This is a genomic window from Schaalia hyovaginalis (assembly GCF_014208035.1).
GTDB classification, from domain to species: Bacteria; Actinomycetota; Actinomycetes; order Actinomycetales; family Actinomycetaceae; genus Pauljensenia; species Pauljensenia hyovaginalis.
Window position 1 is genome coordinate 1448809 of sequence record NZ_JACHMK010000001.1, and the last position, 26526, is coordinate 1475334.

18 protein-coding genes are annotated in these 26526 nt (G+C 68.2%); 7 read left to right on the plus strand and 11 right to left on the minus strand.

The genetic code is table 11. The features are described 5' to 3' along the window. The first annotated feature begins 20 nt into the window (after positions 1 to 20). The 3 genes from tkt (at position 21) to HD592_RS06265 (ending at position 3740) form a co-directional block, all read left to right on the plus strand. Positions 21 to 2099, plus strand: coding sequence for a transketolase (tkt, locus tag HD592_RS06255; RefSeq protein WP_184452599.1), 2079 nt, complete (start codon positions 21 to 23; stop codon positions 2097 to 2099). Positions 2100 to 2302: 203 nt separating this feature from the next. Beyond that, positions 2303 to 2929, plus strand: coding sequence for a DUF6318 family protein (locus tag HD592_RS06260; RefSeq protein ID WP_184452601.1), 627 nt, complete (start codon positions 2303 to 2305; stop codon positions 2927 to 2929). Between the two features lie 226 nt (positions 2930 to 3155). Next, positions 3156 to 3740: a hypothetical protein gene (locus HD592_RS06265; protein ID WP_184452603.1), complete on the plus strand. Its 585-nt coding sequence runs from the start codon at positions 3156 to 3158 to the stop codon at positions 3738 to 3740. A 486-nt stretch (positions 3741 to 4226) separates the two neighbouring features. Here the strand turns inward: HD592_RS06265 and secG are convergent, their stop codons facing one another. The 11 genes from secG to gltB all read right to left on the minus strand — a co-directional run bounded on the left by secG (position 4227) and on the right by gltB (position 20209). Next, positions 4227 to 4472, minus strand: a complete 246-nt coding sequence (secG, locus tag HD592_RS06270; RefSeq protein ID WP_184452605.1) for a preprotein translocase subunit SecG — start codon at positions 4470 to 4472, stop codon at positions 4227 to 4229. Positions 4473 to 4611: 139 nt separating this feature from the next. Next, on the minus strand, positions 4612 to 5388 hold the full coding sequence (gene tpiA, locus HD592_RS06275; RefSeq protein WP_184452607.1) for a triose-phosphate isomerase: 777 nt from the start codon (positions 5386 to 5388) through the stop codon (positions 4612 to 4614). A gap of 3 nt (positions 5389 to 5391) precedes the next feature. Continuing rightward, on the minus strand, positions 5392 to 6582 hold the full coding sequence (locus HD592_RS06280; protein ID WP_184452609.1) for a phosphoglycerate kinase: 1191 nt from the start codon (positions 6580 to 6582) through the stop codon (positions 5392 to 5394). 118 nt (positions 6583 to 6700) lie between these two features. After that, on the minus strand, positions 6701 to 7708 hold the full coding sequence (gene gap, locus HD592_RS06285; RefSeq protein WP_184452612.1) for a type I glyceraldehyde-3-phosphate dehydrogenase: 1008 nt from the start codon (positions 7706 to 7708) through the stop codon (positions 6701 to 6703). Positions 7709 to 7905: 197 nt separating this feature from the next. Further along, entirely contained in the window at positions 7906 to 8889 is a 984-nt protein-coding gene (whiA, locus tag HD592_RS06290; protein ID WP_184452614.1) for a DNA-binding protein WhiA, read from the minus strand. 14 nt (positions 8890 to 8903) lie between these two features. Continuing rightward, entirely contained in the window at positions 8904 to 9908 is a 1005-nt protein-coding gene (locus HD592_RS06295) for a gluconeogenesis factor YvcK family protein (RefSeq protein WP_184454507.1), read from the minus strand. Further along, a complete protein-coding gene (gene rapZ / locus HD592_RS06300; RefSeq protein WP_184452616.1) occupies positions 9908 to 10861 on the minus strand; it encodes an RNase adapter RapZ in 954 nt (317 codons plus the stop codon). Before rapZ ends, HD592_RS06295 begins: the two co-directional genes overlap by 1 nt. Continuing rightward, positions 10858 to 12096: a formate-dependent phosphoribosylglycinamide formyltransferase gene (gene purT / locus HD592_RS06305; protein ID WP_184452619.1), complete on the minus strand. Its 1239-nt coding sequence runs from the start codon at positions 12094 to 12096 to the stop codon at positions 10858 to 10860. The genes rapZ and purT overlap by 4 nt, the downstream gene beginning before the upstream one ends. Positions 12097 to 12114: 18 nt before the next feature. Further along, a complete protein-coding gene (gene uvrC / locus HD592_RS06310) occupies positions 12115 to 14148 on the minus strand; it encodes an excinuclease ABC subunit UvrC (protein ID WP_184452621.1) in 2034 nt (677 codons plus the stop codon). Positions 14149 to 14205: 57 nt separating this feature from the next. Beyond that, positions 14206 to 15663 carry a glutamate synthase subunit beta gene (locus HD592_RS06315; RefSeq protein ID WP_184452623.1) on the minus strand — a complete coding sequence of 486 codons (1458 nt, stop codon included), beginning with the start codon at positions 15661 to 15663 and terminating at the stop codon, positions 14206 to 14208. Next, positions 15656 to 20209, minus strand: coding sequence for a glutamate synthase large subunit (gene gltB, locus HD592_RS06320; protein WP_184452625.1), 4554 nt, complete (start codon positions 20207 to 20209; stop codon positions 15656 to 15658). Before gltB ends, HD592_RS06315 begins: the two co-directional genes overlap by 8 nt. Before the next feature lie 245 nt (positions 20210 to 20454). Here gltB and glnA point away from each other — a divergent pair, with 245 nt between their 5' ends. The 4 genes from glnA (at position 20455) to HD592_RS06340 (ending at position 26510) form a co-directional block, all read left to right on the plus strand. Beyond that, on the plus strand, positions 20455 to 21879 hold the full coding sequence (gene glnA / locus HD592_RS06325; RefSeq protein WP_184452627.1) for a type I glutamate--ammonia ligase: 1425 nt from the start codon (positions 20455 to 20457) through the stop codon (positions 21877 to 21879). Between the two features lie 181 nt (positions 21880 to 22060). Next, positions 22061 to 23899, plus strand: coding sequence for an AMP-dependent synthetase/ligase (locus HD592_RS06330; protein WP_184452629.1), 1839 nt, complete (start codon positions 22061 to 22063; stop codon positions 23897 to 23899). After that, positions 23896 to 25806: an AMP-dependent synthetase/ligase gene (locus HD592_RS06335; protein ID WP_184452631.1), complete on the plus strand. Its 1911-nt coding sequence runs from the start codon at positions 23896 to 23898 to the stop codon at positions 25804 to 25806. The genes HD592_RS06330 and HD592_RS06335 overlap by 4 nt, the downstream gene beginning before the upstream one ends. Then, entirely contained in the window at positions 25806 to 26510 is a 705-nt protein-coding gene (locus HD592_RS06340) for an SDR family oxidoreductase (RefSeq protein WP_184452633.1), read from the plus strand. The genes HD592_RS06335 and HD592_RS06340 overlap by 1 nt, the downstream gene beginning before the upstream one ends. Positions 26511 to 26526 lie beyond the last annotated feature (16 nt).

The window sequence follows — 26526 nt, forward strand, 5'->3', positions numbered from 1 at the left end:
CGATCCGGCTGGAGGCCGATGTGACACTCAAGTGGGACGAACTCGACGACCGCGCGGTGAAGACCGCGAAGATCCTCGCGGCGGACGCCGTCGAGAAGGTCGGCTCCGGACACCCCGGCACCGCGATCTCCATCGCGCCCGCCGCCTACCTCCTCTTCCAGCGCTACCTGCGCATCGATCCGAAGGATCCGAAGTGGCTGGGCCGTGACCGCTTCGTCATGTCCGCGGGGCACTCCTCCCTCACCCAGTACTGCCAGATGTACCTCGCGGGCCAGACCCTCGAGCTCGACGACCTCAAGGCGCTGCGCACCCGCGGCTCCCTCACCCCGGCCCACCCCGAGTACGGGCACACCGCGGGCGTCGAGATCACCACCGGCCCGCTCGGCACGGGCATCGCCTCCGCCGTCGGCTTCGCCATGTCGGCGCGCCGCTCCCACGGGCTCTTCGACCCCGAGACTCCGATGGGCGAGTCCCCCTTCGACCACTACGTCTACGTCATCGCCGGCGACGGCTGCCTCCAGGAGGGCGTCGCATCCGAAGCCTCCTCGCTGGCCGGCACGCAGAAGCTCGGTAACCTCATCCTCCTGTGGGACGACAACCACATCTCCATCGAGGACGACACGAACATCGCCTTCACCGAAGACGTCCTCAAGCGCTACGAGGCCTACGGATGGCACACCCAGCGGGTCGACTGGCTCTCCGAGGACGGCTCCTACGCCGAGGACGTCACCGCCCTCGACGCCGCCATCGAAGCCGCCAAGGCCGAGACCGACAAGCCCTCGATCATCGCCCTGCGCACGATCATCGGCTGGCCCACCCCCGGCAAGCAGAACACCGGCGGCATCCACGGATCCAAGCTCGGCGACGAGGCCCTTCGCGGCCTCAAGGAGGCCCTGGGCGCCGATCCCGACGCGATGTTCGGCGTCGACGAGGAAGCGGTCGCGCACGCCCGCGCGAACGTCGCCGCCCGCGCCGAACAGGCCCGCACCGAATGGGACGCCCGATTCGCCCAGTGGAAGGCCGCCAACCCCGAGCGCGCCGAACTCCTCGACCGCGTCCTCGACAAGAAGCTCCCCGAGGGCTGGGAGACCGCGCTCCCCAGCTTCGAGGCGGGCAAGGCCGTCGCCACGCGCTCGGCATCGGGCAAGGTCATCGCCTCCCTCGCCGATGCGCTCCCGGAGGTCTGGGGCGGATCGGCCGACCTGGCCGGATCGAACAACACGATCATGCCCGGACAGCCCTCCTTCATCCCCGCCGAGTACTCGACCGGCGCCTTCCAGGGCGACGCCTTCGGCCGCAACCTCCACTTCGGCATCCGCGAGTTCGCGATGGGCGCCATCATGAACGGCATGGCGGCCGACGGCCTCACCCGCCCCTACGGCGGCACCTTCTTCGTGTTCTCCGACTTCATGCGCGGAGCGGTCCGCCTGGCCGCGCTCATGGATCTGCCCGTCACCTACGTGTGGACCCACGACTCGATCGGCGTGGGCGAGGACGGTCCGACGCACCAGCCGGTCGAGCACCTCGCCGCCTACCGCGCCATCCCGAACCTCGCGATCGTGCGACCGGCCGATGCCAATGAGACCATCGTCGCCTGGAAGACGGTCCTCGAGAAGGCCCACCCGGCCGCGCTCATCCTCTCGCGCCAGAACCTGCCGGTTCCCGAGCGCGGCGAAGGCGCCCTCGCCTCCGCCGAGGGACTCGCGAAGGGCGCCTACGTCCTCGCCGATGCCGAGGGCGAGCCGGACGTCATCCTCATGGGATCCGGCTCCGAGGTCCAGTACGCGCTCGAGGCCAAGGACCTCCTCGCGGCCGAGGGCGTGAAGGCCCGGGTCGTCTCCGTGCCCTGCATGGAGTGGTTCGACGAGCAGTCCGCGGAGTACAAGGAGTCCGTCCTGCCCGCGGCCGTCAAGGCCCGCGTCTCGGTCGAGGCCGGTATCGCGATGCCGTGGCGCGCCCTCGTCGGCGACGCCGGCCGTTCGGTGTCCCTCGAGCACTTCGGCGAGTCCGCATCCGGCGATCTCCTCTTCGCCGACTACGGCTTCACCGCCGAGAACGTCGTCGCAGCGGCCAAGGAGTCCCTCGCCGCGGCGAAGTGAGGTCCGGCTGCTCGAGCCGTCTTTGCGGCCCCGTCCTCGATTCACGAGGGCGGGGCCGACCCCCATCCCCGCCGGGCGCGCGCCTCCTCCCCCGCTGATCCCCCGGCCTCGTCTGTCCTCATCCGGCCTCGAGCGCCGCCCGTTCTTTCCACAGGCGCGCCGATCCCTCCCCTCGGGGCGGCGGAGTCGATTACCTTGTGTGCATGACGCTCAATGCCGCGCGCCGTTTCGCGATCATCGCTTCTGCATGCATGCTCACCCTTGGCGCTTCAGCGTGTTCGACGGGATCGGGTGATTCCGAGCAGTCGCGACCCTCGCCTCCCCCGACTGCCGAGGTGCGCATGTCCGGCGGGTACGTCATGAACGAGGACGGGACCCTGCAAAAGCCCGAGGTCGACATGCCCGCGCCCGTGCTCGATCCGGCGGCCCTGGAGTACTCCCCCGAGGGGGCCGAACTCGCGGCCCGCCACTTCCTCGCCCTGACCGAGTACGCCTGGGCGACCGGGGACACCTCCACGATGCGGGCCTTCTTCACCGACGAGTGCACTCCATGCAAGAGCATGGCGGACCGGGTGGATGAACTGTACGCCTCAGGCGGGTGGATGGATGGAACTAAATATGTCACGAAGGAAATAGTCCGTATCGAGGAAATCTCTGACCGTCCTGCCACATTTGGTGTTCAACTAATTGTCAGTCAAGGAGCAAGCACTGCCTATTCAGATGGGACATTACATCAACGGGCGACTAAGGAGCTGGACATGGCGCTATTCATCCATTGGAATGATGCGAATTGGAAAGTTGTTGATGAAGATGCCAAGTCGATTGAATAGATGTTGCCTACTGCTCGTCTTCGCTGCCGGAACTCTCCTGATCCCTTTCCGTTCAGCTCTCGCAGTACCGGTTTTCGACGATTGGGAAACCACAACATCTGCAGATAACGTCGCCATTCAAGCTTGGCACTACTACATTCAAGGTAGCGGTGTTACACCCGTCTCCTGGGTCATTGGTGAGACGACGCCCCCGCCGCCCAAGACGGGCCTCGCGCGCTGCTGGGAGGTGGCCAATGCCCTGGGCGATCCCATGGTCGCCGAATGCGAGTCCTACTTCTGGATCGAGGGTCCGGATGGACCGCAGCCGCTCGAGCACGGGTCTCCCGGTAGGCCCGAACCCGGTGCCAATATTCCCGTGCCGAGTCCGCGTGAGCTCATTGAATACGCGACGGCGACGGTCCGCGCCCAGGGCTCGGGATTGACCGTTCAGCCGAAGAGCGACGTCCTCGCCGGCATTCCCACGATCGTCTATGCGCAGGCCGCATCTCAGGTCCTCGAAACGGAGATCTTCGGAACGCCCGTTTCCGTGAGCTTGAGGGCCACGAGCTTCAGATACGACTTCGGAGACGGGAGCGCTCCCCTCATCACGAGCGATCCGGGACGGCCTTTCCCCGATCATCGGCTGAGCCACTCTTATGAGAGGACGCAGGATCACGTCGTCATCACGCTGACGACCACATGGAGCGGAACGATCACAAGCCCCTTCACGGGCGAGACCGCGACGATCAACGGGGTGGTCACCACCGTGGAGTCCAGCGACCCCTTCAACGTGAGGGAAGCGAGCATCGCCCTCGTCGATGACGACTACTGATCCTGCTCCGATGATGTCGCACGAGGAACGCCACGAAGGCCCACGCGTGCGGCGGGGGCGCGATTGAGGCGGGCTTCAAGGGATTGATCGCCTAAGTCCGCACACAAAATGGAAGCTGCGGGGTTGGACCCTTGAATGCGGGGTTGGACCCCTGAGTGCGGGGTTGGCGGGTGGTTTTGAAGGGCTAAGCCCACATGCAAGATCGAGACTGCGGGGTTGGCCCTTTGCTGCGGGCTTGGAGCATTAAGTGCGAGGGTGACGGGCCGTGTCGTCAGAGCCGGTCCGACAGCAAGCCCTGAGCAGGACCGCGAAGAACGAATCCCTCCACATGCCCACATGCAAGGCGAGGCATCCCGTCAATCCCATCAATCCCGTCAGCAAGCAGGGTTCGCGGATGCCCTCCGGAAAACGACGAGCCCGGTCGGAGCGCATGTCCGAACGGGCTCACGGGCGGTCCAAGACGCCCCGATCAGGGACGGCCAGTCCTCAGAAGACCCACTTCTGCATGAGGCCGAAGCCGATGATCGACACGACCCACACGATGAGGATCCCCAGGGTGATGCGGTTGAGATTGCGCTCGGCGACGCCGGAGGAGCCCGCCGTCGACGAGAGACCGCCGCCGAACATGTCGGAAACGCCGCCGCCCTTGCCCTTGTGCATGAGCACCGTGAGCGTGAGGAGAATGCTCGTGAGAACGATGAGGACGAGCAGGGCGATCTTGAGTGCGGTCACTTGGCTTCCGATTCTTCTGTGTCGGCGTCGGCTCGGGGCCGTTGCCACGACGGGCTGACGGATGAAGTCTACTTCCCGAAAGGGCGTTGGGGCCAACCGGCGCACCGGCTGGCCCCAACGATGTGAAAGATCCTGAGGATCAGGCGTAGAAGCGCGCCATTTCGGCGAAGGAGTCGGCCTTCAGCGAAGCGCCGCCGATGAGGGCGCCGTCGATGTCGGGCTGAGCCATCAGCTCCTTGATGTTGCCGGGCTTGGCGGAGCCGCCGTAGAGGACACGGGTGGCCTCAGCGGTCTCGGCGCCGAAGTCCTCGGCGAGGGCGGCGCGAATCGCACCGCACACTTCCTGCGCGTCATCAGCGGTCGCGGTCTCACCGGTGCCGATCGCCCAGATGGGCTCGTAGGCGATGACGATCTTCGCAACGTCCTCGGCCGACCAGCCGGCCAGGGCCGCGCGGATCTGGCCGAGCACGAACTCGACGTGCGTGCCGGCCTTGCGGACCTCGAGGGCCTCGCCGCAGCACAGGATCGGCGTCATGCCGGCATCGAGGACCTTGCGGGCCTTGGCGCCGACGAGCTCGTCGGACTCGTTGTGGTACTCGCGGCGCTCCGAGTGGCCCATGACCACGTAGGTGCAGCCGAGCTTGTCGAGCATCGAAGTCGAGATCTCGCCCGTGTAGGCGCCGTTGTCGTGGATCGACACGTCCTGGGCGCCGTACTTGATGCCGAGCTCATCGGCGTCGACGATCGTCTGGACGGTGCGGATGTCGGTGAAGGGCGGGATCACGAGGACTTCGCAGCGCGAGTAGTCGTGATTGTGATCCTTGAGCTCCATCGCGAGGCCCTGGACGAGGTGATTCGCCTCGAGATGATCGAGGTTCATCTTCCAGTTGCCGGCCATGAGTGGGGTGCGTGCCATGGTTCAGTCCTCCAGAACTGCGATACCGGGAAGCGTCTTGCCCTCGAGGAGCTCGAGGGAGGCGCCGCCGCCAGTGGAGATGTGGGAGAAGGTCTCTTCGTCGAAGCCGAGGAGACGGACGGCAGCGGCCGAATCGCCGCCGCCGATGACGGAGAACATGTCTCCTTCGGAGAGCGCGCGAGCGACGGCCTTCGTGCCCTCGGCGAAAGCCGGGAACTCGAAGACGCCCATCGGGCCGTTCCAGGCGACCGTCTTCGCCGAGGTGATCTTCTCGGCGAAGAGCGCGCGCGACTCGGGACCGATGTCGAGGCCCATCTGGTCGGCGGGGATCGCATCGGCGGCCACGACGGTGGCGGGGGCGTCGGCGGCGAACTCGGGGGCGACCACGACGTCGACGGGAAGGACGAGGTCGACACCGCGCTCGGCGGCCTCGGCGATGTAGCCCTTGACGGTCTCGATCTGATCCTCTTCGAGGAGAGACTTGCCGACCGAGTAGCCCTTGGCCGCGAGGAAGGTGAAGGCCATGCCGCCGCCGATGAAGAGGCGGTCCGCCTTCTTCAGGAGGTTGGCGATCACGCCGAGCTTGTCGGAGACCTTCGAGCCGCCGAGGACGACCCCGTAGGGTCGCTCAGGATCGTCGGTCGCCTTGCGCAGGGACTCGATCTCTTTGAAGACGAGGAGGCCCGCGGCCGAGGGCACGAGCTTGGCGATGTCGTAGACGGACGCCTGCTTGCGGTGGACGACGCCGAAGCCGTCGGAGACGAAGGCGTCGCCGAGTTCGGCGTAGGCCGCCGCGAGTTCGGCGCGCTCCTCATCGACCTTGGAGGTCTCGCGGGCATCGTAGCGCACGTTCTCGAGCAGGGCGATCTCACCGTCGCCGAGCCCGGCGACGGTGGCCTTGGCGGATTCGCCGACGACATCGCCGGCGAGGGTCACGGGGGCGTCGATGAGCTCGCCGAGGCGGGCCGCGACGGGAGCCAGGGAGAACGCCGGGTCGACCTGGCCCTTGGGGCGGCCGAGGTGGGCCATGATGACGACCTTCGCGCCGGCCTCGACGAGGCGTGTGAGGGTTGGCAGGGCGGCGCGGATACGGCCGTCGTCGGTGATCGCACCGTCCTTGAGCGGAACGTTGAAGTCCGAACGGACGAGGACGCGCTTGCCGCGCAGGTCCCCGAGGGATTCGATGGTCCTCATAGAACCAGCCTTTCGTCAGGGGCGGATGATCCACCCGTATGTCTGGAGAACACGGGCGCCCGCCCGCCCAAAGGGCGGACGGGCGCCGGTGTCAGCCGATCACAGCGTCGGTTTCAGCTCAGGCGAGCTTCGAGCCGACGAGAGCGGTGAGCTGGACGAGACGGTTGGAGTAGCCCCACTCGTTGTCGTACCAGGACAGGACCTTGACGAGATCGCCGATGACCTTGGTCTCGGAGGCGTCGAAGATCGAGGAGTGCGGATCGCCGACGATGTCGGTGGAGACGATCGGATCCTCGGTGTAGGCCAGGATGCCCTTGAGCTCGCCCTCGGCGGCGGCCTTCACGGCCGCGTTGATGGCCTCGACCGAGACCTCCTTCTCAGCCTGGAAGGTGAGGTCGGTGAGGGAGCCGGTCGGGGTGGGAACGCGGACGGCGAGACCGTCGAACTTGCCCTTGAGCTCGGGGAGGACGAGGGCGACGGCCTGGGCGGCGCCGGTCTTCGTCGGGATCATGTTGAGGGCGGCGGCGCGGGCGCGGCGGAGATCGCCGTGCGGGGCGTCGAGGACGCGCTGGTCGCCGGTGTAGGAGTGGATCGTCGTCATGATGCCGCGGACGATGCCGAAGTTCTCGTGGAGGACCTTGGCGAGCGGGGCGAGGCAGTTGGTGGTGCAGGACGCGTTCGAGACGATGTTCATCGAGGCGCCGTCGTAGTCGGCCTCGTTCACGCCCATGACGAAGGTGCCGTCGACGTTCTTCGCCGGGGCGGAGATGACGACCTTCTTGGCGCCGGCCTCGATGTGGGCCTTGGCCTTCTCACCGTCGGTGAAGAAGCCGGTGGACTCGACGACGACCTCGACGCCGAGCTCGCCCCAGGGGAGGTCGGCGGGGTTGCGCTGGGCGAGGACCTTGATGGCCTTGCCGTTGACGATGATCGAGGATTCGTCGTAGGAGACCTCGCCGGAGAAACGACCGAGGATCGAGTCGTACTTGAGGAGGTGAGCGAGGGTCTTGGTGTCGGTGAGGTCGTTAACGGCGACGATCTCGATATCCGCGCCCTGCTCGAGGGCGGCGCGGAAGAAGTTGCGGCCGATGCGGCCGAAGCCGTTGATGCCAACGCGGGTGGTCACTATTGTCCTCCTGCTCGTGCCCTGCGCGGGCACGTTCTTTCGATGCAACCGGCTTCGCGGGATGCGAAGGCGGCCCGCAGATCTCTGCGGTTCCAGCACCCCTTAATCTACACCCGGCGTCATCTGCGGGCATCATGGCGCCCCGCCTTCGACAGTGGCGCCCGTTACTTCCGGGAGGTCACCCTGGACTTTGGTCCTCAGTCGTCTTCGAGCATGTCGAGCGTGAGGGCGGCTTCGGTATCGGGGACGCCCCGCTCCCGCGCGGCCTTGTCCGCCATGGCCAGGAGCCTGCGGATCCGTCCGGCGACGGCGTCCTTCGTCAGCGGCGGGTCCGTGTGCCTGCCGAGCTCCTCGAGCGAGGCCTGCTTGAACTGCAGGCGCAGGCGCCCCGCCTCCTCCAGGTGCGCGGGCACGTCGTCGCCGAGGATCTCGAAGGCCCGCGCGACTCGTGCTCCGGCGGCCACTGCGGCGCGGGCGGAACGGCGCAGATTCGCGTCGTCGAAGTTCGCGAGGCGATTCGCGCTCCCCCGGGCTTCGCGCCGCTCGCGACGGTCCTGCCACACCTTGTGGGTCTCCTCGGCGTCCATCGCGCGGATGAGGGCGCCGATCGCCTCGGAATCCCTCACGGAAACGCGGTCGGCGCCGCGTACCTCCTTCGAACGTGCAGCGGCTCCGAGCTTGCGCGCACATCCGACCATCGCGAGGGCGACTTCCGGGCCGGGGCAGGTGACCTCGAGGGAGCTCGAACGCCCCGGCTCCATGAGCGATCCCCGAGCGAGGAAGGCCCCCCGCCAGATCGCCGCCGCCTCCTCCGGACCCGATGCGACGAGAACCGCCGGCAGGCCGCGCACGGGCCTGCGCAGCGCATCGACGAGGCCCGTCAGCCTGGCCAGGTCATCGGCCTTGCGCACCACCCGCACGACGTAGCGCTTGCCCCTGCGCAGGGTGCCCCCCGAGACGACGACGACCGAGGACTCCGCGTTGTACAAGGCGTGGAGGAAGCCCCTCAGGCGCCGCGCAGCAGCCGGCGAATCGAGTTCGGCCTCGATGAGGATCCTGCCGGAGACGAGGTGCAGGCCGCCCGCGAACCTGAGCGTGGCGGCGACCTCCGCGGCCATCGCCTGGACGCTCGCAGGCGTGATGCGCGCGAGCTCTTCTTTCAAGTCGGTGGTGAGTGACACGGTTCTCCTCGGATTCAGGGCAGCCAGGTCTCGGTGCGGCCGACTTCGCCGAGGAAGCCGTCGAAGGCGTCGCGCAGGGCGGCGGCGAGTCTCAGGGGATCATGATGGGGCTGGCCGTCGCCCGTCCGGACTTGCCGGAGAAGGACTCGGGCGCCGAGCTCCTCGCTCGCGACGATGAGGTCGTCGATGTCGTCGGTCGCGGTCGGATCGGCGATCACCACGTCCAGCTTGAAGTCGGGCGCGTAGCGGGAGATCGCGCGAACGTGGTCGGCGGTGGAGAGGCGATCGGTCTCGCCCCGCTGGCGCGAGAGATTGAGGATGAGCGCCCGGTGCGCATCGGTGGTGACGAGGGCGCGATGGATCGAGGGGACGAGGAGGTGGGGGATCACCGAGGTGTACCAGGAGCCGGGGCCGAGGACGACCCACGAGGCCTCGGAGATCGCCTCGATCACCTGCTCGGGGACTTCGGGATTCTCCGGTGTGATCCGGACGCCTTCGACCGTTCCCGGGGCGATCGCCACCTTCGACTGGCCCGAGACCGTGTAGCGTCGGCCGTCGTCGTCCATGTCCGCCTCAATGTCGAGGGGCTGGGTCGACATGGGGAGCACGCGGCCGCTCGCCCCGAGCAGGCGGGCGACCCACTGGAGGCCCTCGACGGGATCGTCCAGGAGCTGCCAGAGTCCGGAGATCAGCAGGTTGCCGAGGGCGTGACCGTCGAGCGGACCCGAGGTGCGTAGACGGGTCTGAAGAACATCGCGCCAGGTCAGTCCCCATTCTGACTCTTCGCAGAGGCTCGCCAGCGCCATCCGGAGGTCGCCCGGGGGCAAGATCGGCATCTCCTTGCGCAGACGGCCCGAGGAGCCACCGTCATCGGCGACCGTGACCACGGCCGTGAGGGAGCGAGTGATGTGCCGAAGCGCGCGCAGGGTCGCCGAAAGGCCGTGCCCCCCGCCGAGCGCCACGACCGGATCGCCGGCCTCGCCCCTTAGGGCCCAGCCTGCGGCATCGAGGTAGGTCATCATTCTCTCCCGAGATCGCGATGGTGAACCCGGACAGAATAGCCGTTCGTCTTGAGGGTGTCCGCGATGAGTTCGGCGCAGGCGACGCTCCGGTGCTGGCCGCCGGTGCATCCCACGGCGATCGTGGCGAAGGGCTTGAGCTCGACGAGGTAGCCCTTGAGCATCGGCGAGAGGAGGTTCGCGTAGCCGACGACGAAGTCCCTGGCCCCGGGCTGATCGAGGACGTAGTCGGCCACCGCGCGATCGCGTCCGGTGAGATGGCGGAGTTCATCGACCCAATACGGGTTCTTGAGGAAACGGACGTCGAGGACGTGGTCGGCGTCGATCGGAATGCCCCGTTTGAAGCCGAAGGACTCGACGGTGATCTGCAGTGGCCGCGCCGCCTCGTTCGCGACCACGTCGCGGACGTGACGGGCGAGATCGTGGACGTTCATCGAGGTGGTGTCGATGATCTCATCGGAGATCCTCCTCACCGGCGCGAGCAGGCGCTCCTCCGCGCAGATCCCGTCGAGGAGAGTCCCGCCCCCCTGGAGCGGGTGCGGGCGCCGGTTCGCCTCATAGCGCTTGACGAGCGCCTCGACGCTCGCCTCGAGGAAGACGATGCGATAGTTCGTGCCCGTGGACTTCAACTGCTCGAGGGCCTTGACGAAGTCGGCGAAGAAGGTGCGCGAACGCACGTCGACGACGACGGCGAGACGGTGCACACCTCCCCCGTCCGGCGACATCATGCCCACGAGGGCGGGGATCATCATCGGCGGCAGGTTGTCGACGACGTACCAGTCGAGGTCCTCGAGAGCGCGCGCCGCCCCGGTGCGGCCCGCGCCGGAGTAACCGGTGATGATGAAGACCTCGTTGGAGGTGGGCGCCGGCGGCGGCGCGATTCCGTCGAGAAGGGGGATTCCCGCCGGGACCGTGGGCGGATTCTCGTCGTCGAGCGGCTGGCTGGTCCTCATCTGGCGTCTCCTTCGGTCAGTGCGGCGGCTTCGACGACCTCGATGGCCTTCGCCCCGGCTCGGGCGCGCTGCCTGGCGCGGGCCGTCGTCCCCGCCTTCGCGAGGGCGACCCCGAGCCTGCGCCCCGCCCGGGACACGGGCTTGCCGAAGATCCGGAGGTCGTCCGCGAGCGAGAGCGCCCGGCCGATCCCCCGGTATTCGGGATCCGCCACCGCCCTCGTCGAGGTGATGACGGCGGAGGCGCCGGCCGTCGTCGCAGCCGGATCCGCGGGAAGGCCGAGGATCGCTCGGGCGTGCAGGTCGAACTCGGACTGGTCCTGGGTGATCATCGTCGTCATGCCCGTGTCGTGCGGGCGCGGGGACAGCTCCGAGAACCACGCCCGATCGCCCGCGATGAAGAACTCCACCCCGAAGAGCCCGAGCCCCGGGCCGGGCCCCGATGCCGTGAGCGCCGTGGTGACCGTGCGGGCCATCTCCTGGCACTGGGCGAGGGCGAGGGGCGAGATCTCGGCCGGCTGCCAGGACTCCACGTAGTCGCCGTCGACCTGACGGTGCCCGATGGGCGCGGCGAAGGAGGTGACGACCTCGCCGCTCGCAGGATCGAGGGAGCGCACCGTGAGCAGCGTGATCTCGGAGTCGAAACGGACCTCCTCCTCGACGATGACCCGGCCGGTGGTCGAGCGGGCGCCGTCGAGGGCCTTCCTCCAGGCCGCCTCCGCCTCATCGATCGAGGTGATGCGGGATTGGCCGTGACCGGACGAGGACATCGTCGGCTTGACGAAAGCGGGCATCCCCGTGATCTCGAGGGCCTCGCGGATCTCCTGGGCGCTGGAGGCGAAGGCGAATGCCGAGGTCCTCACGCCTTCGAGTCCGGCGGCGAGCGCGCGGATCCTCTGGCGGTCCATCGTCGCGAGCACGGCATTGGCGGTCGGCACGACCCGCAGACCGCTCCGGGTCTCCATCTCGACGAGCACCCGGGTGGCGATCGCCTCGACCTCGGGCACGACGAGATCGGGGGCGACCCGCTCCACGAGGGCGCGCAGCGCATCGGGATCGGTCATGTCGATGACGGCGTGCGAATCGGCGACCTGCATCGCGGGGGCGTCCGGGTAGGAGTCGACGGCGATCACTTCGCGTCCGAGCCTCTTGAGGCTGATCGCCACCTCCTTGCCGAGCTCGCCCGAGCCGAGGAGGAGGATTCGGCGAGGGGTGGATGCGGGTCTCGATGGTGTCATCGTCGGCTCCTTCACTGGCTACTCGCCCAGGTTAGCCGAGGAGGACTCGGAGGGTGCGGGTGCGAGCGCAGCGCAGATGAGCGCGGCGAGCGCCGGGCCGATGCCCTTCACGGAGGCGATCTCCTCGACGGAGGCGCGCCTCAGGCGCTTCACGGAGCCGAATGCGGCGAGCAGGGCGCTCTGACGCGAGGGGCCCAGGCCCGGGATCTCATCGAGCACGGAGCGCGTCTGCGCCTTCGTCCGCTTCGAACGGTGCTTCGTGATCGCGAAGCGGTGAGATTCATCGCGGAGGTACTGGAGGAGATGGAGGCCGGCGGATGCCCTGGGCATGATGACCGGGAACTCGTCGCCGGGGATCCACACCTCTTCGAGCCGCTTGGCCAGACCGATGACGGCGACGTCCACGCCGATGGCGTCGAGTGCGCGTCTGGCGGCGTTCACCTGAGGAGGACCGCCGTCGACGACCACGAGGTCGGGACGGTAGGAGAAGCGCCTGGGCCGGCCCGAGTGCGCGTCGATCGGTCCGGATGCGAAGGCGATCCCCTCCTCGTCCTCGCCCTGGAGGCCCGATTCCTCGGCGAGCAGGCGCGTGAAGCGCCGTGTGAGGACTTCGGTCATCGCGCTCGTGTCATCGGCCGCGCCGGCGCCGTCCTCACCCCGGATGTTGAAGGCGCGGTACGCGTCCTTGCGCGGCCCCCCGTCCTCGAAGACGACCATCGAGGCGACCTGGTGGGTCCCCATCGTGTGGGACACGTCGTAGCACTCGATCCGAAGCGGGGCGGCCTCAAGGCCGAGGCACTCCGCGAGCTCCTCAAGGGCCTTCGAGCGTTCCGTGAGATCGGACGCCCTGCGGGTGCGGTGAAGCACGAGGGATTGGCGGGCGTTCTCGGCGACGGTCCCCATGAGGGCCGCCTTGGCCCCCCGCTGCGGCACGCGGAGGCCCACCCGCGCTCCCCTCAGCCCCGAGAGCCAGCGGGTGAGCGTCTCGGGCTCCTCCGGCAAGACGGAGACGAGGATCTCCCGCGGGACGGCGGTCGTCGGCGTGTGGGCGATGTCGTCGACCGACGAGGGCGCGGCGCTCCTCCTCGGGCCGCTCCGCTCGGACTCGGCGGCGGGGAGCTGGGAGTAGACCTGTTCGAGCAGGCGCGCCATGAGCACCGATTCATCGGCGTCGTCGAGGCGGTCGATCACCCATCCCCGGGTGCCGCGGATCCTGCCTCCTCGCACGTGGAACACATGAACGGCGGCGTCGAGTTCGTCGGCCTCGAGGGCGAACACGTCGACGTCGGTGCCCTCGTCGAGGACGACGGCGCTCTTGGCCAGGACCGTTTCGATCGCCTTGAGGTCATCGCGGAGCCGGGCGGCCTCTTCGAAGTCGAGCTTGGCCGCGGCCTCGCTCATCCGCTGCCTCAACTGAGAGACCACGGGATCGGAGCGCCCCTCCATGAAGTCGCAGAGGGATTCGGCGAGGAGACGGTGGTCCTCGATCGTGATCCTGCCCGCGCACGGAGCGGCGCATTTGCCGATGTCGGCGAGCAGACAGGGACGGCGCTGGGCCTTCGCCCTCGCGAGCACCCCCGGCGAGCAGGTGCGCACCGGGTAGACGCGGGAGAGGAGATCGATGGTCTCCCTGATCGCCCACACCTGCGTGTAGGGGCCGAAGTAGCGCGTGCCGGCCCTCTTCGCCTGGCGGGTCACGTGGACCCTCGGGATCTCCTCCCCCATCGTGATCGCGAGGTAGGGGTAGGTCTTGTCGTCCTTGAACATCACGTTGAATCTGGGATCGAATTCCTTGATCCACGTGAATTCCAAGGCGAGCGCCTCGACCTCGGTGCGCACGACCGTCCATTGCACGCGAGCCGCGGTGAAGACCATCTGCCGCGTCCGGGGGTGCAGATTCGCCGGGTCCTGGAAGTAGTTCACCAGCCGGTTGCGAAGATTCTTCGCCTTTCCGACGTAGATCACGCGCCCCTGCTCGTCGCTGAATCGGTAGACGCCCGGCGAGGTCGGGATCTCGCTCGTCTTGGGTCGATAGCTAGCCGGATCTGCCACGGCGACAGAATACGGGAGGGGACGCCCGCAGCGCCGTCCCTCCCGTATTCGACCGCCTCAGGGGCGGTATTGCATCGTCGTCGGCGCGATCGGACTGGGCAGTTCGGTGCGGCCGCGCAGGTAGGCGTCGACCGAGGCGGCCGCCGAGCGCCCTTCGGCGATCGCCCAGACGATGAGCGACTGCCCCCGGCCCGCATCACCGGCGACGAAGACCCCGGGTACCGAGGTCTTCCAGTCGCCGTCCCTCTCGATCCGGCCACGTTCATCGACTGCGAGCCCGAGCTGGGCGACGAGGCCCTCCTTCTCGACTCCGGTGAAGCCCATCGCCAGGAGGACGAGATCGGCGTCGATCTGGCGCTCGCTGCCCTCGATCGGGGTCGGCCGACCGGATTCCATCGACACATCGGCGAGCCTGAGGGCGACGACCTTCCCGGACTCGTCGCCGATGAGCTCGACGGTGGAGACCGAGTAGAGCCGCTCCCCGCCCTCTTCGTGCGAGGAGGAGACCTTGAAGAGCCTCGGGAAGGCGGGCCAGGGTTCGGAATCCGGCCTCTGCCTGGGCAGTTCGGGCATGATCTCCAGGCTCGTCACGGAGGACGCGCCCTGCCGGATCGCCGTGCCGACGCAGTCCGAACCGGTGTCGCCGCCCCCGATGACGACCACGTGCCGGTCCTTCGCGCTGATGAAAGCGTCTTCGACCCCGTCGAGCACGTGCTTCGTCGATGCCGTGAGGTAGTCGACGGCCTGGTGGACGCCGCTGAGCTGGCGGCCCGCCACCGGCAGGTCGCGGCCCCGCCTGGATCCGAGGGCGAGGACGACCGCGTCGAAGCGCTCGAGGAGGTCCTCGCCCGTGAGGTCCTCGCCGATGTTCACCGAGCAGTGGAAACGCGTGCCTTCGGCGCGCATCTGGTCGAGGCGCCGGTCGAGCAGGGCCTTCTCGAGTTTGAACTCGGGGATTCCGTAGCGCAGGAGCCCGCCGGGGGCGTCATCGCGCTCGAAGACGGCGACCGTGTGACCGGCCCGTGTGAGCTGCTGGGCGGCGGCGAGCCCGGCGGGTCCCGAACCGACGACCGCGACGGTCCTGCCGGTGAGGCGCTGCGGGATCTGCGGAGTGACCCAGCCCTCCTCCCAGCCGGTGTCCGCGGTGGTCTGCTCGATGTTGCGGATCGTCACCGGCTCCTGGTTGATCCCGAGGACGCATGCGGACTCGCAGGGTGCCGGGCACAGCCGCCCGGTGAACTCGGGGAAGTTGTTCGTCGCGTGGAGGCGCTCGATGCCCGAGTGCCAGTCCCCCCGCCAGGAGTGCGTGTTCCAGTCGGGGATCACGTTGCCCAGCGGGCAGCCCATGTGGCAGAAGGGCGTGCCGCAGTCCATGCAGCGCGACGCCTGATCCGACACGACGCTCAGGGGCAGGAGGCCGTGGACCTCCCGGTAGTCGCGGATGCGTTCGGCCACCGGGCGCTCCCCGGGCAGTTCGCGCTCGCGGATGGTCAGGAAGCCTTTCGGATCAGCCATTGGACACCTCCAGAATCGTGCGCCAGAGTTCCGCGTCCTCACGCGGGGTGCCGGCGGCGTCGGCCTCGGCCAGGAGCTCAGTGACCCTGGCGTAGTGGGCAGGTTCGATGCGGGTGAATCGATCGAGACCGCGACCGCCCGCATCGAGGAGGTCGGCGGCGGTGCTAGAACCGGTGAGCGCGAGGTGGCGTTCGAGGAGCGATCCGACCCGCTCGCGATCCTCGTCCCCGAGCGCGCTGAAGGTGAGCGTCGCAACGGCGGCGCCGTTCATCGCCTGCGGGTCGAGGTCGAGGATGTAGGCCACGCCTCCCGACATTCCGGCTCCGATGTTGCGGCCGGTCGGTCCGAGGATGACGGCCTCGCCGCCCGTCATGTATTCGAGGGCGTGATCGCCCGCGCCTTCGACGACGAGCGTGGCGCCGGAGTTGCGCACGCCGAAGCGCTCGCCGACCCGGCCGGCGATGAAGAGCTCGCCGGAGGTCGCGCCGTAGCCGATGACATTGCCCGCGATGGTGTTCTCCGCGGCTTCGAAGCGGGCCCGGCGCGCGGGCGCGAGGGCGATCGTGCCTCCGCACAGGGATTTGCCCACGTAGTCGTTGGCATCTCCGAAGACGCGGATCGTGATGCCCCGGGGCAGGAAGGCGCCGAGCGATTGCCCCGCCGAGCCCGTCAGTTCGATGTCGATCGTGTCCGCCGGGAGTCCGTGGTCTCCGTAGCGCAGGGCGACCTCGTGCCCGAGCATGGTTCCGGTCGTGCGGTCGGTGTTGGCGATCTGAGAGGAGATCGACACCGCCTGTCCGCTTTCGAGGGCGGGGCTCGCGAGCTTGATGAAGCGCTGGTCCAGGACCGAATCGAGCCCGTGCTCCTGGGGCCTGACGCAGTGGAGCGAGGAGCCGGGGCGCGGTTCGATCCTCTGGAAGATGGGCGTCAGGTCGAGGCCGGAGGCCTTCCAGTGGTCGATCGCCTCCCTGGCGTCGAGCAGGTCGACGCGTCCGACGGCTTCATCGATGGAGCGCAGGCCGAGCGAGGCGAGGATCTCGCGGACCTGCTCGGCGATGAAGGTGAAGAAGGTGATGATGTACTCGGGCTTGCCGGTGAAGCGTTCGCGCAGCTCGGGGTTCTGCGTGGCGACGCCCACGGGACAGGTGTCCTTCTGGCAGACGCGCATCATGACGCAGCCGGAGACGACGAGCGGGGCGGTCGCGAAACCGAATTCCTCGGCTCCGAGCAGGGCGGCGATGACGACATCGCGTCCGGTCTTGAGCTGTCCGTCGGCCTGGACGACGATGCGGTCGCGCAGATCGCCCAGGACGAGGGTCTGCTGGGCTTCGGCGATGCCGAGTTCCCAGGGCGCGCCCGCGTGCTTGAGGGATGTGAGGGGAGCGGCTCCGGTTCCGCCGTCGGCTCCCGAGATGAGGACGACGTCGGCCCTGGCTTTCGATACTCCCGCGGCGATCGTCCCGACCCCGACTTCGGAGACAAGCTTGACGTGGATGCGCGCCTCGGGGTTGGAGTTCTTCAGGTCGGAGATGAGTTGTTTGAGGTCTTCGATCGAGTAGATGTCGTGGTGCGGCGGCGGTGAGATGAGACCGATGCCGGGGGTCGAGTGGCGCTCCTGGGCGACCCATGGGTAGACCTTGGCGGCGGGCAGCTGGCCGCCCTCGCCCGGCTTGGCCCCCTGGGCCATCTTGATCTGGATGTCGCGGGCGTGCGAGAGGTAGTCCGCGGTCACCCCGAAACGGCCCGAGGCGACCTGTTTGATCGCGGAGTTGCGGAGGGGGTCGCGGAGGCGCTCCGGCGCCTCGCCGCCCTCGCCGGAGTTCGAGCGCGCGCCGAGGGTGTTCATCGCGATCGCCATCGTCTCGTGCGCCTCGCGGGAGATGGAGCCGAAGGACATCGCGCCGGTCGCGAAGCGCTTGACGATCTCGGATACCGGTTCGACTTCTTCGAGGGGCACCGGTTCGACTTCGTCGGTCCGCAGGCGCATGAGGCCGCGCAGGGTCATGAGGCGCTTGGCCTGGTCGTCGACTCCACGGGTGTATTCGCGGAAGATCTCGCGCGACGCGGTTCTCGTGGAGGTCTGGAGCCGGGCGATGTTCTCGGGCGTGAAGAGGTGCTCCTCGCCCTCCCGGCGCCACCGGTATTCGCCGCCGACGTCGAGCGCCCGGTGGGCGGGCGAGATCCCCGAGGGCGGGTAGGCGATCGCATGGCGCTCGGCGACCTCCTGGGCGATGACGTCGATGCCGATGCCGCCCAGCGGTGAGGGCGTGCCCGTGAAATAGCGGGCGACGAAGCCCTCGTCGAGGCCGATGGCCTGGAACACCTGGGCGCCGCAGTAGGAGGAGACGGTCGAGATGCCCATCTTCGACATGACTTTGAGCACCCCTTTGCCGAGGGCCTTGATGAGGTGGGCGACGGCCTCGTCGGCGCTCGTGGGCCCGAGGCGTCCTGCGCGTGCGAGCTCCTCCGCGGCCTCCATGGCGAGGTAGGGGGTGACCGCCGATGCGCCGTAGCCGATGAGGGTCGCCACGTGGTGCACCTCGCGGACGTCCCCGGCTTCGACGATGAGGCCGACGCGCGTGCGGGTCTGGCGTCGCAGGAGGTGGTGGTGGACCGCCGCGGTGGCGAGCAGGGACGGGATCGGGGCCATTTCCGCGTTCGTCTCGCGGTCGGACAGGATGAGGAAGGACACGCCCTCGTCGATCGCGGCATCCGCTTGAGCGCAGATGTCCTCGAGGGCGGCCTCGAGGGCCTCTCCCCCGCCCGAGCAGCGGTAGAGGCAGGAGATCGTCCGTGAGGAGAAGCCCTTGCCGGCCTTGGCCGAGCCGATGTGCGTGAGTTTGGCGAGGTCGTCGGAGCCGAGCACGGGGAAGTCGAGCGCGAGCTTGCGGGCGTGCTCGGGGCCGTCGCTCAGAAGGTTCGGCTGAGGGCCGATGAGTTGGGCGAGGGAGGTGACGATCTCCTCCCTGATCGCATCGAGGGGCGGGTTCGTGACCTGGGCGAAGAGCTCCTTGAAGTAGTCGAAGAGCAGGCGCGAGCGCTTCGAGAGGACCGCCAGCGGCGTGTCCTGGCCCATCGAGCCGATGGCCTCCGCGCCGGAGGCCGCCATCGGCGCGAGGATGACGTCGAGGTCCTCCTGGGTGTAGCCGAATTCCTGGAGCCTGCGTAGGACGGAGGAGCGCGAGTGGTCGATGTGCTCGCGCGGCGGCAGGTCGCTCAGGGAGACGATGCCCTTTTCGAGCCATTCCCGCCAGGGCGCCGCTGATGCGAGTCCGGTTTTGATCTCGGAGTCGGGGATGATCCGGCCCTTGTCGAGGTCGACGAAGAACATCCGGCCGGGTTCGAGGCGGCCCTTGGAGCGGATCCGGTCCTCGGGGACGTCGAAGACGCCGGTCTCGGAGGCGAGGACGACGATGTCGTCCTCGGTGACGAGCCAGCGTCCGGGGCGCAGGCCGTTGCGGTCGATCAGGGCGCCGATCTGCCGGCCGTCGGTGAAGGTCACGGCCGCGGGCCCGTCCCAGGGCTCCATGAGCGCCTGGTGGTAGCGGTAGAAGGCGCGCAGGTCCTCGCAGATGCGGGGGTCGTTCTCCCAGGCCTGGGGGACCATCATGGCCATGGCGAGGGGAAGGGGGCGCCCCGCGAGGACGAGGAGTTCGAGCACTTCGTCGAGGGAGGCGGAGTCCGAGGCGCCGTCGGTGGTCACGGGCATGAGGGGCGCCAGGTCTCCGAGGGCCTCGGATGCGAGGCGCCCTTGGCGCGCGGCCATCCAGTTCCGGTTGCCGCGAACGGTGTTGATCTCGCCGTTGTGGGCGATCATGCGGAAGGGCTGGGCGAGGTCCCAGGACGGGAAGGTGTTCGTCGAGAAGCGCGAGTGGACGAGGGCGAGACGGGAGGTCATGGCCTCATCGCGCAGGTCGGGGAAGAAGTCGGGGAGCTGGTGGGGCGTGAGCATCCCCTTGTAGACCATGGTCGCGGTCGACAGGCCCGACATGTAGACGCCGTGCTCGCGCTCGGCCCGGCGCCTGAGGCGGAAGGCCGCGATGTCGAGGGCGCGTCCGTGGCGCTGGGAGTTCGCATCGGCGACGACGAGGTGACGGAAGGTCGGCAGCGATCCTCGGGCGGTCGGGCCGATGGGGCCGTCCTCGACGGGCACATCGCGCCATGCGAGCACTCTGAGGCCCTCCTCCCTCGCGATGCGCTCGACGGCGGCGACCGCTTTGGAGAGCTCGACGCGCTGGTGGGCCGCTCCGGGGAGGAAGACGAGGCCGGCGGCGTAGGAGCCGGGTGCGGGCAGATCGGGTCGGATCGCCTCCCTGAGGAAGGCGTCGGGCATCTGGATGAGGATGCCCGCTCCGTCGCCCGTGTTCTCCTCGGCGCCCACGGCGCCGCGGTGGTCGAGGCGCTCGAGGGCGGTGAGTCCGGCCCGGATGATCGCGTGCGTGGGGGGTCCGCTCAGCGCCGCGACGAGGGCCAGGCCGCAGGCGTCGTGTTCATACGCCGGATCGTAGAGTCCGGTTCTCGTGGCATTCGGAGCGAGGACGCTCATATTCCCTCCCTGGGTCACGCCGCGCTTCGCGGAGTGATGGTAAAGGCTCTGCAAAGTATCGAAAAAGCTTCGCCAATGATCACACTTCCCCACCCCAGCGCCTACCCTGGTGATCGACATGCGGACGCGGAGGCGCATGAGCGCACGAGAGTGCACTACCATTTCCTTGGTAGTTGATTGACCGATCCTTTACCGTTTCCGCGAAGCCGCTTCTCACATCGCTCATCGTGAGGGAAGGACGAAATATGTTCACGAGTTCGACCGAGGTCGCGAGGTTCATCGAAGAGGAATCCGTCGAGTACATCGACGTGCGCTTCTGCGACGTCCCCGGCGTCCAGCAGCACTTCACGATCCCCGCGAAGCAGTTCATCGAGGACGCCCTCGAGAACGGCCTCATGTTCGACGGCTCATCGGTTCGCGGATTCACCGCGATCCACGAATCGGACATGAAGCTCATCCCCGACATCACCTCAGCCTTCGTCGACCCCTTCCGCGTCGCCAAGACGCTCGTCGTGAACTTCTCGATCGTCGACCCCTTCACCGACGAGCCCTTCTCCCGCGACCCTCGCCAGGTGGCCGCGAAGGCCGAGGCGTATCTGCGCTCGACCGGCATCGCCGACGAGTGCTTCATCGGCGCCGAGGCCGAGTTCTACCTCTTCTCGGACGTGCGCTACCAGGTGAGCCCGAACAACACCTTCTTCTCGGTCGACTCGCCCGAAGCCTGGTGGAACACCGGAAGCGAGGAGGAGGGCGGCAACCGCGGGTACAAGGTCCGCGTCAAGGGCGGCTACTTCCCCGTCTCCCCCCAGGACCAGTACGCCGACGTGCGCGATGAGATGGTCCGCAACCTCCAGGCGGTGGGCCTCGACATCGAGCGCGCCCACCACGAGGTCGGCTCCGGCGGGCAGCAGGAGATCAACTACCGTTTCGCCACCCTCCAGAAGGCCGCGGACGACATGATGAAGTTCAAGTACGTCATCAAGAACACCGCCCTCGAATTCGACCATTCGGCGACCTTCATGCCCAAGCCCCTCTTCGGCGACAACGGCTCGGGCATGCACACGCACCTGTCCCTATGGAAGAACGGCGAGCCCCTCTTCTACGACGAGCGCGGATACGGCTCGCTGTCGGACACGGCGCGCTGGTTCATCGGGGGCCTCCTCGAGCACGCGCCCGCCCTACTCGCCTTCACGAACCCCTCGGTCAACTCCTTCCGCCGCCTCGTCCCCGGCTTCGAAGCTCCGATCAACCTCGTGTACTCGGCGCGCAACCGCTCCGCGTGCATCCGCATCCCCGTCACGGGCACCTCCCCGAAGGCCAAGCGCGTCGAGTACCGCGTCCCCGACCCCTCGGCGAACCCCTACCTCTCCTTCGCCGCCTGCCTCATGGCCGGCATCGACGGGATCAAGCGCCGCATCGAACCGGCGGCCCCCATCGACAAGGATCTGTACGAGCTCCCGCCGACCGAGTACCAGGACATCGCGAAGCTCCCCTCCTCCCTCGAAGCCGCGCTCGAGGCCCTGAGGCAGGATCACGAGTTCCTCACCGAGGGCGACGTCTTCACCCAGGACCTCATCGACACCTGGCTCGATTACAAGGAGACGAACGAGGTCGCGCCGATGCGGGTCTACCCGCACCCCTACGAGTACCAGATGTACTACGATCTCTGAGCCGACTCGAGTCGCGGGCCCCAGCTTGGCGCTGGGGCCCGCGGTCGCGCACGGACGGGACCGGGCGCCTCGCTCGGCCCCGCACTCCGCGGGCGAGCCGTCGCAGCGCGGAGGGGCGGAACGCGCTACGCTCACACAAGTACTCCAAATCTTGAATTAATGAATCCGGAGAAGAGCGCACATGAAGAAGCACCGCGACGGCTCCTATTCCACTGAGCCCAAGTTCCGCGTCGATCCCGGCGACACCATCGCCTCCTTCCTCCTCGAACGCGCCCGCAAGCATCCCCACCACGTCGTCGTCGAGCAGCGCACACCGGTCGGCTCGACACGGCCGATCACCGCCGAAGCGCTCCAGGCCTCGGTCGACGAGACCGCGCGCGGCCTGATCGCGATGGGGGTCGCCCACGGCGACTCGGTCGCCATCCTCTCGGCGACCTCCTACGAATGGATGCTCCTCGACCTCGCCCTGCTCTCCATCGGCGCGATCTCGGTCCCCGTCTACGAATCCGATTCGGCGGCGCAGATCGCCCACATCCTGTCCGACGCCTCCATCACCCGAGTCTTCACCCAGAACGCCCAGCAGGCCGCACTCGTCGAATCCGTGTCGACCGACTCCCTCCTCGGCGTCCACTCCTTCGAATCCGGAGCCCTCCTCGACGTCGCAGCCGCGGCCAAAGGCGTGAGCGCCCGCGAACTCGACATCCGCCGCCGCGGAGTCCGCGCCGACGACATCGCGACGATCATCTACACCTCGGGCACCACCGGCCTGCCCAAGGGAGTCGTCCTCACCCATCAGAACTTCGTCGGAACCGCCTACGCCACCCGGCAGGTCCTCGGAGACATCATCGACTCGCCCTCGACCCGCCTCCTCCTCTTCCTCCCCGTCGCGCACGTCCTCGCCCGATTCGTCATGCACCTGGTCATCTCCGGCCGAGGCGTGATCGGATTCTCGCCCGACATCAAGAATCTCCTGCCCGACATCGCGGCGTTCAAGCCGAGCGTCCTCCTCGTCGTCCCGCGAGTCCTCGAGAAGGTCTACAACGCCGCGCTCGCCAAGGCCGGCGGCGGCATCAAGGGCAAGATCTTCGCGTGGTCGGCGAAGCGCTCAAGGGCCTACGCCGTCGCGCAGGAATCACTGCTCGGCCCCTCCCCCGCCAAGAAGATCGGCCGCAGCGTCGCCGATGCGCTCGTCCTCAAGAAGATCCGCGCCCTCCTCGGCCCCGAGCTCCGCTACATCGTCTCGGGAGGCGCCCCCCTCTCCCCCGACCTCGCCCAGTTCTTCTCGGGCATGGGCATCACCCTGCTCCAGGGATACGGCCTGTCCGAATCCACCGGTCCCATCACGGTCCAGCTCCCGAACGACCGCGCCTCGGGCTACGTCGGGCCGGTCCTGCCCGGCAACGCGATCAAGATCGCCGAGGACGGCGAGATCCTCGTCAAGGGCCTCTCCGTCATGCGGGGCTATCACGGCCTGCCCGAGGAGACCGCCCGCGTCCTGGACCGCGGATGGTTCAAGACCGGCGACCTCGGCGCGATCGACCGCAAGCACGGGTTGCGCATCACGGGCCGCAAGAAGGAGCTCATCGTCACCGCCGGCGGGAAGAACGTGTCCCCCGAGGTCCTCGAGGAATCGCTCGCGACCCACCCCCTCATCGCATCCGTCATCGTCGTCGGCGAAGCCCGCCCCTACATCGGAGCGCTCATCGCCCTCGACCACGACATGGCGCCCTCATGGCTCGCCTCGCACGGGATCAACCCCGCCGAGGCCGGCAACGCCGCCGAGCACCCCAGGGTCCTCGAATCCCTCGAACGCGCGATCGCCCGCGCCAACAAGAAGGTGTCCCGAGCCGAGTCCATTCGGCGCTTCAGGATCATCGATGCGACCTTCACGGTGGAGAATGGATACATGACCCCCTCGATGAAGCTCAAGAGGTCGCGCGTGCTCGCCGACTGGGCCCACGAAGTGGACGCCCTGTACTCCGAAGGGGACAAGCAGAAGAGGAGCCTGAAGAAGCGATGACACTCCGTCGAATCGACGCCAACACCTGGGAGAACCCCGCGACCCGCGAGGCCGATCCCAGCTGGACCCTGCCGGGCATGCTCCGCAAGCGCCTCGACGAGCACCCCGGCGAAATCGCCATCGAGATCCGCGGAGCGGTCGGCGAATGGCTGCCCATGAGCATCGACGAATTCGTCCGGCGCATCGACGACACCGCGCGCGGGCTCATCGGCATGGGCGTCGACGTCGGCGACCGCGTGGCGATCCTCGCACCGACCTCCTTCCACTGGGCGCTGCTCGACTACGCGGCGCTGAGCTGCGGGGCGATCACGGTCCCCATCTACGAGACCGACTCCGCCCAGCAGATCGATCACATCCTCAAGGATGCGCAGGTCTGCCTCGTCCTGACGGCCACGAGCCAGCAGGCCGATCTCGTCCGCACCGTCGCAGCGGATTCGATCCGCATCCTCTCCCTCGACCGGGGAGCGGAGAGGGAGATCGCAGCGGCCGCGCGCGGCATCCCGGTCGAGGAGGTCCGCGCGCGCAGCGCGAAGGTCCGCATCGACGACGTCGCGACGATCATCTACACCTCCGGCACGACGGGCCTGCCCAAGGGCATCGAGCTCAGGCACGCCAATTTCATCGAGTCCTTCATCCAGGCCTACGACTTCCTCCCCGACCTCATCGCCTCTGCGAAGAGCCGGACGCTCCTCTTCCTCCCCCTCGCCCACTCCCTCGCGCGCTTCGTCATGTACGCCCTCATGTCCGGACGGGGACGGGTGGCCTTCGTGCCGAACACGCACAACCTCGTCTCCGACATCCGCAGCTTCAAGCCGACCCTCCTCCTCGTCGTCCCCCGGGTGCTCGAGAAGGTCTACAACTCGGCGACCGCGAAGGCCGGCAAGGGCATGAAGGCCTCGGTCTTCTCCTGGGCCGCCGCGCAGGCGAAGGCCGCATCGAAGGCCTCCGCCTACGCCGCTCCGCCCGAGATCGAAAAGGCGCCCGGCGTCGACGCGCCCATCACCGACACCTCCGCCGTTCACGATCCCTCGCTGCGCCCCTCGCCCGGGCCGAGCCTCGCGCTGAAGACGAAGCTGAAGCTCGCGGACGCCCTCGTCCTCCGCCAGGTCAAATCCGTCCTCGGCCCGAATCTCAAGACCATCATCTGCGGCGGCGCGCCCCTCGCCGCGGACCTCGCGCACTTCTACCGCGGCCTGGGAATCACCCTCCTCCAGGGATACGGCCTCTCGGAGACGACGGGCCCCATCGCGGTCGAGTGGCCCTCCGACTTCCCGCCGGACTCCGTCGGCTTCCCCTGGCCCGGCAACACGATCCGCATCGCCGAGGACGGGGAGATCCTCCTCAAGGGCGTCTGCGTCACCCGCGGCTATCACAACCTCCCCGAGGAGACCGCGTCCGCTTTCAACGACGGATGGTTCCATTCCGGTGATCTGGGCTCCATCGACGAATCGGGGCACTTGCGCATCACGGGCCGCAAGAAGGAGCTCATCGTCACCGCCGGGGGCAAGAACGTCTCGCCCGAAGTGCTCGAGGACTCCCTCCAGACGCATCCGCTCATCTCCACCGTCGTCGTCGTCGGCGACGCAAGGCCCTACATCGGCGCCCTCATCACCCTCGATCCCGAGATGCTCCCCCTGTGGCTCGCCTCCAAGGGCATCGAGGCGACCGATCCGGCCAGCGCCGCGGAACTGCCGATCGTCCGCCGATCCCTCGATCGGGCGATCGCCCGCGCGAACGAGAAGGTCTCGAGGGCGGAGTCGATCCGCCGCTACCGGATCGTCAACGCCGCATTCACCGTGGAGAACGGATACCTCACCCCGTCGCTCAAGCTCAAGCGCCGCGCGGTCCTGCGCGACTTCAGCCACGAAGTCGAGGCCCTCTACGCCGACGGTACGAAGGAGCGCTGATGCCCGATCGCCCCGTCGCCCTCGTCACGGGAGCCACGCGCGGCCTCGGAAGCGCCATCGCACGCGCTCTGGCGCCCACGCACCGCCTCATCATCGGGGGCCGCTCCGAAGAGGCCGTCGCGAAGGCGTGCGCGGAATACGACGACGCGCTCGGCCTCGTGGCCGATCTCGCCGATGAAGACGCGACCGCGCGGGCGCTCCGCGGCGCCCTGGCCCGAAGCGGAGGCCTCGACGTCCTCGTCAACAACGCGGGCATCGGATGGAAGGCGAGCATCGAGGACACGAGCCGCGATCAGTGGCGCGAGATCCTCGAGACGAACCTCATCGCCGTCGCCGATCTCACACGGCTGTGCCTCCCCGCCCTCAGGGACTCCAAGGGCACCGTCGTCATGGTGAACTCCGGGGCGGGCGTGCGGATCTACCCCGGCGACGCCGCCTACACGGTCTCCAAATGGGCGCTGCGCTCATTCACCGAGTGCCTGCGCGAATCCGAACGCGGACGCATACGGGTCGTCTCCGTCCACCCCGGCCGGATCGACACCGACATGCAGGTCCGCATGCAGATGCAGGCCGGGCGGTCCTATCGCCCGGAAGAGCACATGCGGGCCGAGGACGTCGCAGCCGCGATCCGCATGGCCGTCGATCTGCCCGTCTCGACGAACCTCGACGAGATCCACATGCGGACCACGGAAGTCAAGCTCTAGCCGTACTCGGCCTCGG